9 protein-coding genes are annotated in these 14,596 nt (G+C 41.9%); all 9 read left to right on the forward strand.

Features of this window, described 5'->3' with window-relative positions:
- Positions 1–5 precede the first annotated feature (5 nt).
- The 9 genes from BC659_RS07615 to BC659_RS07655 are packed head-to-tail and all read left to right on the forward strand — an operon-like array spanning position 6 to position 14,572.
- A complete protein-coding gene (locus tag BC659_RS07615) occupies positions 6–1,946 on the forward strand; it encodes a glycoside hydrolase family 97 protein (protein ID WP_133474124.1) in 1,941 nt (646 codons plus the stop codon).
- Between the two features lie 41 nt (positions 1,947–1,987).
- Positions 1,988–2,881, forward strand: a complete 894-nt coding sequence (locus BC659_RS07620) for an alpha/beta hydrolase (RefSeq protein ID WP_133474125.1) — start codon at positions 1,988–1,990, stop codon at positions 2,879–2,881.
- A gap of 29 nt (positions 2,882–2,910) precedes the next feature.
- The gene (locus BC659_RS07625) at positions 2,911–4,830 is read left to right on the forward strand and encodes an alpha/beta hydrolase-fold protein (RefSeq protein WP_133474126.1); all 1,920 of its coding nucleotides are present in this window, start codon (positions 2,911–2,913) and stop codon (positions 4,828–4,830) included.
- A gap of 30 nt (positions 4,831–4,860) precedes the next feature.
- Entirely contained in the window at positions 4,861–5,706 is an 846-nt protein-coding gene (locus tag BC659_RS07630) for a sialate O-acetylesterase (RefSeq protein ID WP_211340751.1), read from the forward strand.
- An 11-nt stretch (positions 5,707–5,717) separates the two neighbouring features.
- Positions 5,718–8,132 (forward strand): glycoside hydrolase family 127 protein, encoded by a 2,415-nt coding sequence (locus BC659_RS07635; RefSeq protein ID WP_133474127.1) that lies wholly within the window; start codon positions 5,718–5,720, stop codon positions 8,130–8,132.
- Between the two features lie 7 nt (positions 8,133–8,139).
- A complete protein-coding gene (locus BC659_RS07640) occupies positions 8,140–10,596 on the forward strand; it encodes a glycoside hydrolase family 95 protein (RefSeq protein ID WP_133474128.1) in 2,457 nt (818 codons plus the stop codon).
- A gap of 50 nt (positions 10,597–10,646) precedes the next feature.
- Positions 10,647–11,603 (forward strand): glycoside hydrolase family 43 protein, encoded by a 957-nt coding sequence (locus BC659_RS07645; RefSeq protein WP_133474129.1) that lies wholly within the window; start codon positions 10,647–10,649, stop codon positions 11,601–11,603.
- A gap of 31 nt (positions 11,604–11,634) precedes the next feature.
- On the forward strand, positions 11,635–13,206 hold the full coding sequence (locus BC659_RS07650) for a glycoside hydrolase family 43 protein (protein WP_133474130.1): 1,572 nt from the start codon (positions 11,635–11,637) through the stop codon (positions 13,204–13,206).
- A gap of 1 nt (position 13,207) precedes the next feature.
- Positions 13,208–14,572: a family 43 glycosylhydrolase gene (locus tag BC659_RS07655; protein ID WP_246027096.1), complete on the forward strand. Its 1,365-nt coding sequence runs from the start codon at positions 13,208–13,210 to the stop codon at positions 14,570–14,572.
- Positions 14,573–14,596 lie beyond the last annotated feature (24 nt).

The following is a 14,596-nucleotide window of genomic DNA, read 5'->3' on the forward strand; positions in this document are numbered from 1 at the left end:
ATAAAATGAAAAAAACAGCTTCTCTGCTTTTACTGTTATGTCTGTTCTTTATTTGTAAGGCGCAGCAGAAAGAAATAAGGATACAGAGCCCGGATAAAAAAATAGAAGTTACCTGTACCATTGGTACGAGTGTTGTGTATGCCATATTTTATAATGGAGAGCAGGTAATGCAGTCTTCGAAATTGGGCCTTGTACGTAATGATGAAAATTTTGTTGAAAATATTCGTTTTGTCAGTGCATCAAAACCCGTAGAAGTAAGGGATCGGTACAGCATACTTACGGGAAAGAAAAAAAATATCAGTTATAAAGCTAACAGAAGGGTCGTGAAATTATTGAGTGCCGGCGGTAAAAAAATGAATATCAATTTTCAGGTATCTGATGATGGTGTTGCCTTCCAATATGAATTTCCTGATAAAGACTCAACCGTAAAAAAAATTACTTCGGAAGCTACCAGTTTTCATTTTTTCAAAGAAACAAAAGCCTGGTTACAACCAAAAACAGAAGCACAAACCGGATTTGAACATACCAATCCATCTTATGAGGCACATTATATGATGGATATTCCGGTAGGCACACCAGCACCGGGAAAAAATGGTTGGGTATACCCGGCATTATTCAGGTATAACAATACCTGGTTACTGCTTACCGAAGCCGGACTGGGAAGAACCTATTGCGGAACCGCATTGCAGCAAAATGCACCGGATAATAACTACGGCATTAATTTTCCGCAGGCACCTGAAGTGTTTACCAATGGAATACCCACAAGGGATCCTGAATCATCATTACCCTGGAAAACACCCTGGCGCATAATTGTAGTGGGTAATCTAAAAACCATTTCAGAGTCAACACTCGGAACGGACCTTGCTTTCCCGGCAAAAAAAATGGATATGTCATTCATTAAACCCGGAAAAGCATCCTGGAGCTGGATCATTAAAAAAGATGATTCCACTGTTTTCAAGGTGCAAAAAAAGTATATCGACTTCGCAGCAGATATGAAATGGCAATACTGTTTGATGGATGCAATGTGGGATAGACTGATTGGATATGATTCGGCAGCGATTCTTGCAAAATATGCAAAAGAAAAAAACGTAGGGCTACTGGTATGGTATAATTCTGCTGGTAGCTGGAACACCGTAAAATTTACACCCAAAGACAAACTCCTCACACATGAAAGCAGGGTGAAAGAATTCGCGCTGCTTCAGAAAATGGGTATTAAAGGCATCAAGGTAGATTTCTTTTCAGGCGACGGTCAGTCAATGATCAATTATTATCAGGATATCCTGGAAGATGCAGCAAGCTATCAACTACTGGTAAATTTTCATGGAGCTACATTACCCAGGGGCCTGCACAGAACCTATCCGAATCTGATGACGGCAGAAGCAGTACAAGGATATGAAATGATCACTTTCAACCAGCGGGATGCAAATCTTTATCCATCTCATGCAGTCATGTGCGCATTGGTAAGGAATGCTTTTGATCCGATGGATTTTACACCTATGAACCTGTACCGCATTCCCAGAATTAAAAAAGTTACTACTGCTGCTTTTGAACTGGCAACTTCCGTATTGTTTCTTTCCGGTATTCAACATTATGCCGAAAGCCCGGAAGGCATGCAGCATGTTTCAACTGAAGTTAAAAATTTTCTCCGCGCTTTACCGGATAGCTGGGATGATGTAAAGTTTGTAGATGGTTACCCAGGCAAGTATTATGTAGTAGCAAGACGGGCTGGTAATAAATGGTATGTGGCGGGTATTAACGGAGAAAGTACGCCTAAAGAAATAACACTTGATCTGTCGTTTATAAAAGACAGGAAAGGAATGATGATCGGTTCAGGTGATAGCGATCAAACAGAACCTTCTTTTACATGGAGCAAAAAGGAACTGGCTACAGGTAAATTAACCGTATCAGTAAAAGCCAATGATGGGTTTATCATCGTTGTTGAATAACACTATCAGACAAAATGATGAAAATACTTTCTCTTACATATATGAGACCATCTATACCGATGCTGATGGTTTGCATAGTATTGACCCGATTTGTAGCGGCACAGGAAATTATTCCAATATATACGATGGCTATACCCGGAGCAAAAGCCAGTAAAAAAACAGAATCGAAAAGCGATGGTATGTTCAGAAATGTAACTATGCCAACACTTGAAATCTATTTACCCGAAAAAGAAAAAGCAACCGGTACGGCTGTTATTATTTGTCCGGGTGGCGGTTATAGTGTTGTGGTATATGATGGAGAAGGGATCAATACTGCAAAAATGCTTCAGCAAAAAGGCATTGCTGCATTTGTCTTGAAATATCGTTTACCCGATGATTCCATCATGGCAGATAAAAGGTATGGTCCTTTGCAGGACGTACAACAGGCGTTTAAACTGGTGAGAGAACAAGCTGCCCGTTGGGGAGTGAATCCCGCCAAGATCGGTATCATGGGTTTTTCGGCGGGTGGACATTTGGCGGCTACAGCAGCCACTCATTTTGCAAGACCCCTGATTTCAAATCCGGAAAATACCAGTCTCAGACCCGATTTCCAGGTACTGGTATATCCGGTAATCAGCATGCAGGATGGCCTTACACATAATGACTCGAGAAGAAAATTACTAGGTGAACAAGCCACTAAAGAAGATAAGGACCGTTTTTCGGGAGAGTTGAATAGTACAGCACAAACACCACCCTTATATATCACACATGCATCTGATGATAAGGTAGTGAATGTGCGTAACAGTATTCGCTATTATGAAGCGATACAGGAAAAAAATATTCCTGCAGAAATGCATATCTACCAACAGGGTGGACATGGATTTATATTCCGGCACAAAGAATGGATCGAGCCACTGTTTCAATGGATGCGTTTGAACAAGTGGATAGAAAAATAACAGACCATAAAACCTACAAAGCAATCATCATGAAACCAATCTTAGTTACACTCTTCCTCGTGCTGAATCTTACCTGTTTTGCACAAGGCGTAATCAAGCCAGCTTCTGCAGGCTTTGATGTATGGAAAGAAAATATTCTTCATGGAAAAATTGATTCGGTAGCATATCCATCTACTACCGTGGGGAACGATCGAAAAGTATTGATTTATACCCCGCCGGGTTATACGAAGAATAAAAAATATCCGGTATTATATCTGCTGCACGGTATCGGCGGTGATGAGAAAGAGTGGTTCAGCGGAGGTCAGCCTCATCATATACTGGATAACCTATATGCTGAAGGAAAAATAGAACCGATGATTGTGGTTATGCCAAACGGCAGAGCCATGAAAGATGACCGTGCCACCGGCAATATTATGGCACCCGATAAAGTACAGGCATTTGCCACTTTTGAAAAAGACCTGCTGAATGATTTGATTCCCTATGTGGAGAAAAACTATGCAACGCTTACAGACCGTGAACACCGTGCTATTGCAGGTTTATCGATGGGTGGCGGACAGTCTTTGAATTTCGGACTGGGTAATCTCGACAGGTTTGCCTGGATTGGCGGCTTCTCTTCTGCCCCCAATACAAAAACCCCGGAAGAGTTGTTGCCGGATATTACAGCAGCCAAACAAAAAATAAAACTCCTCTATATGTCATGTGGTGCGAGCGATGGATTATTGAGGTTTAGCACACGTCTGCATGAATATGCCAGAAAGAATGCGGTTCCACATATTTACTTTGTAGAACCGGGTGTACATGATTTTAAAGTCTGGAAAAATGGCTTATACATGTTTTCTCAGCTCTTATTCAAAACAGTGGATACCACTTCTTTTTCAAAATATCCGGTGGCGGGTGCACCGGCGGCCAGCAATGTGAGAAATGCAGCCTATCCTCAGATATTACCTGATAATCGTGTCATCTTCAGTTTAAAAGCACCCGACGCAAAAAAAGTACAAGCCGACCTCGGAAAGAAATATGATATGATAAAAGATGAAGAAGGTAATTGGCGCGTAACCACCGATTCTATCGGAGAAGGATTTCATTATTATTCCCTGATCATTGATGGTGTTCCTGTTGTTGACCCCGGTAGTCAGACTTTTTATGGAATGAGTCGAATGGCCAGCGGTATTGAAATTCCATTTGCAGGAGGTGATTATTATGCTTTGAAGAATGTACCACATGGAGACCTGCGTATCAACCGATACTTTTCAAGGGTTACCAATTCGTGGAGACAGATGTATGTATACACACCGCCCGGTTACGATTCGAGCCAGCAGGACCGCTATCCTGTTTTATACATTTTACATGGAGGTGGAGAAGACCAGACCGGTTGGGCCATGCAGGGTAAAACAGATTTGATCATCGATAACCTGATTGCAGCAAAAAAAGCAAAACCCATGCTGGTAGTAATGATGGATGGTAACCTCAGCAGTGGTGGTATCGGTGGTTTTGGTGAACAGGCACTTAAGAATTTTGAAAATGAATTAAAGCAGTCTGTGATTCCTTTTGTAGAAAAAAAATTCAGGGCCCTTACCACACCCGATCAGAGAGCATTAGCCGGGTTATCGATGGGTGGACTGCAAACCTTATATGCAGGTGTTCGCAACCATACGATGTTTTCATACCTGGGCGTATTCAGTTCAGGATGGTGGGGTAACCAGCCCGCATTATCAAATCCGCAGTATCAGTTTATGAAAGAAAATGCGGCAGCTATCAACAGTAATATTAAATCATTCTGGATTGCCATGGGTGGCAAGGAAGATATCGCCTACAACAACTGCAAAGCCATGATGGGCAAATTTGATGAAATGGGTATTAAATATACCTACAGTGAATATCCGGGTGGACATACCTGGCCGGTATGGAGAAACAACCTCTTCAATTTTGCGCAATTGTTGTTCAAGTAAACGAAAACTATTATGTTATCAACTCTGCATATGGCAAAAAGAATAAGAATCCTCAGTGTCGCGGTCATTATGCTGTTCAGTATTACTGGCTATGCACAGGATAAAAACTTTCATATCTACCTCTGTTTTGGTCAGTCGAACATGGAAGGCAATGCAAGGTTTGAACCGCAGGATACCATTGTAAACAGCAGGTTTAAAGTGATGGAAGCAGTTGACTGTCCTAATTTGGGAAGGGCTAAGGGGCAATGGTATACAGCAGTACCACCTTTATGCAGATGCCGAACCGGGTTAACACCGGCAGATTATTTCGGCAGAACCCTTGTTGACAGCCTTCCTGAAAAAATTAAAATCGGTGTTATCAATGTTTCTATTGGTGGCTGTAAAATTGAGTTGTTTGATAAAGCCAATTACCAATCCTACATCGCAACGGCACCCAGCTGGATGCAGGGTATGATCAAAGAATACGATGGTAATCCATACCAGCGACTGGTTGATATGGCCAGACTTGCACAAAAATCGGGTGTGATAAAGGGAATATTATTACACCAGGGAGAATCCAATACCAATGATTCAACCTGGCCCTCAAAAGTAAATATTGTGTACACGAATCTTTTAAAGGATCTGAACCTGAAAGCAAAAGAGGTACCACTGCTGGCAGGTGAAACGGTGAATGCCGATCAGGGCGGGGTTTGCGCCAGTATGAATGCCATCATAGCAACACTACCTAATACCATACCCAATGCGCATGTAATTTCATCGAGCGGTGTGCCTGATGCACGTGATAATTTACATTTTAATGCAGAAGGTTATCGAATGTTGGGAAAACGTTATGCCGAAAAGATGCTGGAACTACTCAATAAAAAGAAAAAGTCTTAAGTGAATACACCATGCGTTCGGAAAAAAATACTATATACCTTTTCATAAAACTTGCCTTTGCATGTTTAATTGCTTTTTACGCTAAAATCAATCCTGTTGCTGCACAAAACCAATTATACAGTAATAGTTTTCCTTTAAGTGATGTAGTAGTAAAAGATCAAAGATTTGCCCATGCACGTGATCTTAATATCCAAACATTATTGCAATACGATGTGGATCGCTTATTGGCTGGTTACAGAAAAGAAGCGGGCTTACCGGCCAAAGCTGTTATTTATACTAATTGGGAAGGTTTAGACGGACATGTTGCAGGACACTATCTCTCTGCATTGGCCATGAATTATGCCGCAACGGGAAATACAGTCTGCCGTGATCGTATGTTGTATATGCTCACTGAACTAAAAGCCTGTCAGGATGCGCACAATACCCGTCATGCCGATTGGGGTAAGGGTTATCTCGGTGCCGTACCGGAAAGCCAGAAAATATGGAGCGCATTACTGAAAGCAGATCTGAGCGCATTACGTAATGCATGGGTACCCTGGTATAATGTACACAAAATGTATGCTGGTCTTCGTGATGCCTGGTTATATACCGGAAATGAGACTGCAAAAGCCCTGTTTATAAATTTTTGTGCCTGGGGAATAAATGTCACAAGTACACTTAATGAAGAACAGATGCAATCCATGCTCGATATTGAGCATGGAGGCATGAATGAGATATATGCAGATGCCTACCAGATGACCGGAGACAAGCAATACCTGCAGGCAGCCAAAAGATTTTCGCACAGAATGCTCCTTGACGCGATGGCACAGCGAAAAGATAACCTCGATAATAAACATGCCAATACACAGGTGCCCAAGGCCATCGGTTTTCAGCGTATTGCCGAACTAACGCATGATACAACCTATACAACTGCCGGACAGTATTTCTGGGAAACGGTTACGCAAAACAGAACATTGGCATTTGGTGGTAACAGCCGGAGAGAATTTTTTCCAAGCATTACAGCAAGCACAGATTTTATTACAGAGGTAGAGGGGCCGGAATCCTGTAACTCTTACAATATGCTGAGATTATCTGCAGACCTTTTCAGGGTGAGTGCAGATGCACGGTATATGGATTATTATGAGCGTACCATTTATAATCATATTCTATCAACACAACATCCTGACCATGGCGGCTATGTATATTTCACACCGGTAAGACCAAGGCATTATCGTGTGTATTCAGCACCCAATAAAGGAATGTGGTGTTGTGTAGGTAGTGGTATGGAAAACCATGGCAGGTACAATGAATTGATTTATACGCATCAGCAGGACTCACTGTACATTAACCTTTTTATGGCGTCTGTTCTTCAATGGAAGGCAAAAGGTATGGTGCTGGAACAGCAGACTCTTTTTCCGGAAGAAGAAAAAACCAGACTGCTGATCAAAGAAGGGAACAATCGGTTTACCATGATGATACGCTACCCCTCATGGGTAGCAAAATCGGCACTGAAAATTAAAGTAAATGGGAAACCTGTTGCATACCAAAACAATCCATCATCTTATATAGCTGTTCAAAGAACATGGAAGAAAGGTGATCTGATCGAGATTCAACTGCCAATGCAGAATAGCATTGAGCAAATGCCAAACGTAGCCAATTATGTAGCAGTGCTGCATGGGCCGGTAGTATTGGCAGCCAGAACGGGAACAGAAGAAATGAAAGGACTGATTGCCGATGATAGCCGATGGGGTCATATTGCCAGTGGTAAACGTTTACCGGTGAATGAGGCACCCATACTCATAGCAGATAACCCATCTGCTATACTCAAAAGCCTCGTACCTGTAAAAGATAAACCGCTCCATTATACTTTTTCTAACCTGAAAATGGGGAATGCTGCTCCTCTGGTGCTGGAGCCTTTTTACCAATTGCATGATGCGCGATACATGTTATACTGGATGACGCTGACAAATACAGCATACCAATCCTATGTAGATTCTCTGGCAAAAATGGAGACGGCGAGACTGGCTTTACAAAAAAGAACAGTAGATGTAGTAATCGTTGGAGAGCAGCAACCGGAAGCGGATCATTTAATACAACAGAAAAATACGGCTACCGGAAATCGTTCAGATGAATTCTGGCGTGAAGTAAGAAATGGAGGTTTATTGAGTTATACATTAACCACCCAACAGACAATAGCCTTATCGCTCAGAATCCGTTACTGGGGTGCAGAACGGGGCAACAGAAAATTTGATATCTATATTGATGACCAGCTTCTCCTGACAGAAAACCTGACAGATAAATGGAACGAACAAAGCTTTAAAGAAATAGAATATGTAATTCCGGACAGTATGCTGAAAGATAAAAAGCAGATAAACATAAGTTTTAAGCCACAGCCAGGTAATACAGCAGGTGCACTCTATCAGATCAGGTTAGTAAAACAACAATAGTTTACAGATGAGAAAACTATGGTCCATATTTTTTTGTGTACTGTCGGTGAATGTGCTGGCACAGAACCAGGTACTGAAACTCTGGTACAAACAACCCGCAGGTAATACCTGGGAAAATGCCTTGCCTATTGGCAATGGCAGGCTCGGTGCCATGGTATATGGTAATGTAAACAAAGAAACCATTCAGCTGAATGAGCACACATTATGGAGCGGTAGCCCTAACAGAAACGATAACCCGGTGGCCCTGGATTCACTGGCTGTTTTGAGGCAGCTCATTTTTGAAGGAAAATATAAAGAAGCAGAAAAGCTGGCCAATAAAACCATCATTACCCAAAAGTCGCATGGACAAATGTTTCAACCATTGGGAGAACTACAACTTGTTTTCAAGGGCCATGAATCTTACACCGATTATTATCGTGAACTTGATATTGCAAAAGCTGTAACAAAAACCACTTATCAGGCAAACGGAATACAATACCAGCGCGAAGCCATCGCTTCTTTTCCTGATCGGGTAATTGTGTTGCGCCTAACAGCCAGTAAAAAAGAAAGTATATCTTTTTCAGCTTTTTTCAGAACGCAGCAACCCAAAGCCATCATTGCCACTAACCATGATCAGGAACTTACTATTGCTGGCACCTCAATGGATCATGAAACGGTAAAAGGTTTATTGAAGTATAAAGGGATTGTTCGTATCGTGACAGAAGGTGGTAGTATAGAACGAAATGATACTTCTCTAATTATTAGTAAAGCAGATGCAGCTACTATTTTTATTTCTATTGCCACCGGTTTTAATAATTATCAGGATATAAGCGGGGATGAAAATAAACGAGCACGCGATTACCTGACAGGTGCTTTCGTAAAACCCTACGCTGCCATCAAAACAAAACACAGTGCATACTACCAGCAGTTTTTTGATCGTGTGAAATTAGACCTTGGTACTACAGAGGCCGCCCAACTACCTACTGATGAAAGATTACGGCAGTTTAACAAAGTGCAGGATCCGCAACTGGTAACGCTCTATTACCAGTATGGGCGTTACCTGCTGATCTGCTCATCGCAACCCGGAGGAGAACCTGCCAACCTGCAGGGTATCTGGAACAATAAAATAAGACCACCATGGGACAGTAAGTACACCATTAATATCAATGCGGAGATGAATTACTGGCCGGCAGAAAAAACGAATCTGCCAGAACTGCATGAACCTTTTTTAAGAATGGTGAAAGAGTTGTCGGAAACAGGTAAGCAAACAGCAAAGCAAATGTATGGTGCCAGAGGTTGGGTGGCACACCATAATACAGATATATGGCGAACCAATGGAGCTGTTGATGGCGCTTTATGGGGCGTATGGAACGCAGCCGGTGGCTGGATGAGTCAACACCTGTGGGAACACTATCTCTATAGCGGCGATAAAAAATTTCTTAGATCGGTTTATCCGGTACTAAAATCTGCTGCTACTTTTTATGTAGACTTTTTAGTGCCGCACCCTGTAAAAAAATGGCTGGTCATCAATCCGGATATGTCGCCCGAAAATTCACCCAGGGGCCATCAGGGTGCATCAATTGATGCAGGTACTACCATGACCAACCAGATTGTGCTGGATATTTTTAATACCACCATCAGGGCAGCAGGTATACTGGGGATTGATAAAAAATTTACCGATACGCTTACATCTCTGCGTAAACGTTTACCACCGATGCAGATTGGTAAACATGGACAATTACAGGAATGGCTGGAAGACCTGGATGATCCGAATGATAAACACAGGCATATTTCTCATCTGTATGGTTTGTTTCCTTCCAACCAGATATCACCATACCGTAATCCCGAATTATACAGTGCGGCCAAAAATACTTTATTACAGAGAGGCGATATATCTACCGGTTGGAGTATGGGATGGAAAGTAAACTGGTGGGCCAGAATGCTCGATGGTAACCACGCCTATCAACTTATACAAAACCAGTTAACACCGGTAGGTAAAGGTGAAGGAGGAACGTATAATAATCTTTTCGATGCCCACCCACCCTTTCAGATCGATGGCAATTTCGGATGCACATCAGGGATCACTGAAATGCTGATGCAAAGTGCCGACGGAGCTCTTCATCTATTGCCGGCACTGCCCGATGTTTGGAAAGTAAAAGGAAGTATCAGCGGACTAAGGGCCATCGGTGGTTTTGAGATTGTGGCGATGGAATGGAGGGAAGGAAAGCTGGTGAAGCTGATCATCAGATCAACACTGGGTGGTAATCTACGACTGAGGGTTCCCAATGAGATACAGGCTGAAAAAAGAATCAACTTAAAACTGGCTGGAGGGGAAAATAAGAATCCTTTTTATGCTACCCATGCTAACACGGAACCGTTTATTTCACCTCAGGCCATTATTCAAAAGCCGGTTTTGTCTCAAACCTGGTTATATGATATTACTACACAGAAAGGAGGCTATTATCATTTTTCTATCAAACAATAAATCCAGATAATATAAATCAATCCATATTCATTCATCTTGAAATAAAACCCATGAAAAAAACGATTCTGACCAGTGTTGTATTATGTATGGTTCTTGTGTCTGTTGCACAAAACCCCATCATCAAACACATTTTTACTGCCGATCCATCACCCATTGTTTATAAAGACACACTATTCCTGTATACCGGGCATGATACCGCATCGGTAACCGCTACCAATTATAAAATGCCCGACTGGCATGTTTTCTCCACCACCGATATGGTAAACTGGAAAGACCACGGTGCCTTACTCTCTCCAGCTACTTTTTCATGGGCCACCGGTGATGCCTATGCTGCCCAGTGTATAGAACGTAATGGAAAATTCTATTGGTTTGTATCTACATTTCATAAAAAAGACAGTAACAGCAACGGCGGAGCAGCCATAGGTGTGGCAGTGTCTGACAGGCCAACAGGCCCTTTTAAAGATGCGATCGGCAAAGCGCTCATCACCAATGAAATGACCAAAGACAAACCACATGCCTGGGACGATATTGATCCCACCGTTTTTATTGATGATGACAAACAGGCTTACCTGTATTGGGGTAACGGAAGTTGTAAATGGGTAAAGCTGAAAGAAAATATGATTGAAACAGAAGGACCTATAACAGTAACAGAAGTAAAAAATTTTATCGAAGGACCATGGTTGTATAAACGCAAAGGACTGTATTATCTGGTATATGCCGGTAGAGGAACCAAGCCAGAGATGATTGAATACGCTACATCGAATAGTCCCACTGGTCCCTGGAACTATCAAGGTATTATTCAGGAAAATGTACCGAATAGTTTTACTACCCATCCGGGTATCATAGACTATAAAGGCAAATCTTATTTTTTCTACCACAATGGAAGCTTACCAACCGGTGGTAGTTACAGAAGATCGGTTTGTGTAGATTATATGTATTACAATGCAGACGGAACCATTCAGAAAATTATACAGACCGTGGAAGGCGTAAAACCGGTATCGAAATAATACCTATTCCCTCATTTATAAAAGTTATGGAATGAAAAATCGACTGTTAAGTGTAACGATTTTACTGATATCAGGAATGGGTTTTTTATCGGCACAACCCAAAAAGGCAACCAACCCCATTGTATTTGCAGATGTGCCTGATCTATCTATGATACGGGTAGGTGATACCTACTACATGAGTAGTACTACCATGCATATGAACCCGGGTGTACCTATCATGAAATCAAAAGATCTGGTGAACTGGAAAATGATTGGCTATGCGCATGATACCCTCGCCAGTATGGACGAGCTAAACCTTACCAATGGTAAAAGTACGTATGGCCGGGGTTCATGGGCCAGCAGTATACGTTATCATAAAGGCATATTTTATGTAACCACTTTTGCACAAACAACAGGCAGGACACATATTTACAGCACAAAAAATATTGAAAAGGGTCCCTGGAAATCCTGGTCGTTTAAACCTAGCCTGCACGATCATTCCTTATTTTTTGATGATGATGGCAAAGTGTACATGCTGTACAGCAATCGTAAACTTATACTGGTTGAACTCAAAGAGGATCTTACCGGTATAAAAGAAGGGGGCGTTAACCAGACAGTCATTGAAGATGTAACAGCACCGAGTCAGTCAGTAGGTAATAGTGGTTTGGGTGAAGGGTCACAATTATTTAAAGTCAACGGGAAATATTATCTCTTCAATATTACCTGGCCCCGTGGCGGTATGCGCACAGTGGTGATACACAGGGCAGATAAACTCACCGGTCCCTGGGAAGGAAAGCTGGCCCTGCAGGATTTAGGTGTGGCACAGGGTGGTTTGATAGATATGCCTGATGGCAGATGGTTTTCTTACCTGTTTCGTGATTATGGTGCTGTGGGTCGCATACCCTATCTGGTTCCTGTTGAATGGAAAGACGGATGGCCGGTACTGGGTGTAGATGGTAAAGTACCAGCCACACTTGACCTGCCTGCGAGCAAAGGATTGATTCCACGTATTGTTGCCTCTGATGAATTTACGCGCCGGAAAGGAGATGCCGATTTACCATTGGTTTGGCAATGGAACCATAATCCTGATAACAGGCTTTGGTCTGTTACGGAAAGAAAAGGATACCTGCGCTTGAAAACAGGCAGAACCGATACCAGTTTTTTATTAGCCAGAAATACACTCACCCAAAGAACCATTGGTCCTGTTTGTACCGGATCAACCTTACTTGATATAAGTAATATGAAAGATGGTGACTTTGCCGGATTGGGTCTGTTACAGAAAAATTTTGGTCAGGCAGGCGTACAGATAACAGGCGATAAAAAAGAAATTGTGATGATTAATGCCAGCTCTGGCAAACCTGTTGAAGAGGCAAGAATACCACTCACACAATCAACCGTATACCTGAAATCCGAATGCAATTTCACGGATAAAAAAGACATCGCTTTTTTCTTTTACAGTCTCGATGGAAAGCAATGGATGCCCTTAGGTAATCAATTAAAGATGGCTTATACCATACCACAGTTTATCGGCTATCGTTTTGCCTTGTTCAATTATGCAACCAAAACCATAGGAGGTAGTGCTGATTTCGATTTCTTTCATATTGCGGATACCATAACTAAATAAGATGAAAAAATTATTCAACATACCATCGAATCAATCGCTGATACTACTGATCGTCATGATCAGTTCTATTACTACAACTGTAAAAGCGCAGAATCCTTTTATCAGAAACCAGTTTACAGCCGATCCTACGGCAAGGGTTTTTGGCGACAGGTTATATGTATATCCTTCACACGATATACTGGCGCAACCCGGCAAAGGAAGAGTGGGCTGGTTTTGTATGGAGGATTACCATGTGTTTTCTTCGGCGAACCTTACCGACTGGACAGATCATGGAATGATTGTAAGCCAGACAAAAGTACCCTGGGCCAATCCTGCAGGTTATAGTATGTGGGCGCCTGATTGTATTGAAAGGAATGGAAAATATTATTTCTATTTCCCTACATTACCCAAAGACACCCTTCTATATGGCAGGAGTTTTGGTATCGGTGTAGCTGTAGCAGATAAACCTACAGGTCCGTTTGTACCGGAAACAGAACCCATCAAAGGTGTGAAAGGCATTGACCCGAATGTATTTATTGATAAAGATGGACAGGCCTATCTCTATTGGTCGCAGGGAAATATTTATGTGGCAAAGTTGAAGGAAAATATGAGGGAGCTGGCATCAGAAGTAGTTACCATTCCGAATCTTCCAACAAAGGGATTAAAAGAGGGCCCCTTTGTTTTTGAAAGGAATGGTCTTTATTATTTGACCTTTCCGCATGTAGAAAATAAAACAGAAAGACTGGAATATGCCATAGGAGATAACCCGATGGGTCCTTTTAAAATGACGGGTGTCATCATGGATGAATCTGCAACCGGCTGCTGGACCAATCACCATTCGATTATACAGTATAAAAAGCAATGGTATCTTTTTTATCACCACAACGATTACTCCCCGAAGTTTGATAAAGCAAGATCGGTACGCCTGGATAGTTTATCGTTTAATGCAGATGGAACTATTCAGAAAGTAATCCCTACTTTACGTGGCGCAGGTATTACCAATGCAAAAACAGAGATTCAGATAGACAGGTACAGTAAAATAGGAGAACAGGCTGCTATTTCATTTATAGATACGGCGGATACATTCAAAGGATGGAAAACAAAGTTTACTGAAGCAGGTGCCTGGGTTCAGTACAATACGGTTGATTTTGGTAGTCGACCCGTTAAAAAATTGATGTTTAAAATGCTGGCAGAACAGGATGGTACCCTTGAAATCAGAACAGGTAGCCTTACAGGGCCGTTACTGTGTAAGGTAGACATTAAAAAAACAAATGAATGGATGGTGGTTGGGTCAGGTGATATCAAAAAAATAACCGGTATTCAAAATCTTTTCGTTGTATTGAAAGAGGGTAAAGGAATAGAGATCGACTGGCTTCGGTTTGAGTAAATCAGGCTTTATTTTTTGTATTAA

It is taken from the genome of Sediminibacterium goheungense (assembly GCF_004361915.1).
GTDB classification, from domain to species: domain Bacteria; phylum Bacteroidota; class Bacteroidia; order Chitinophagales; family Chitinophagaceae; genus Sediminibacterium; species Sediminibacterium goheungense.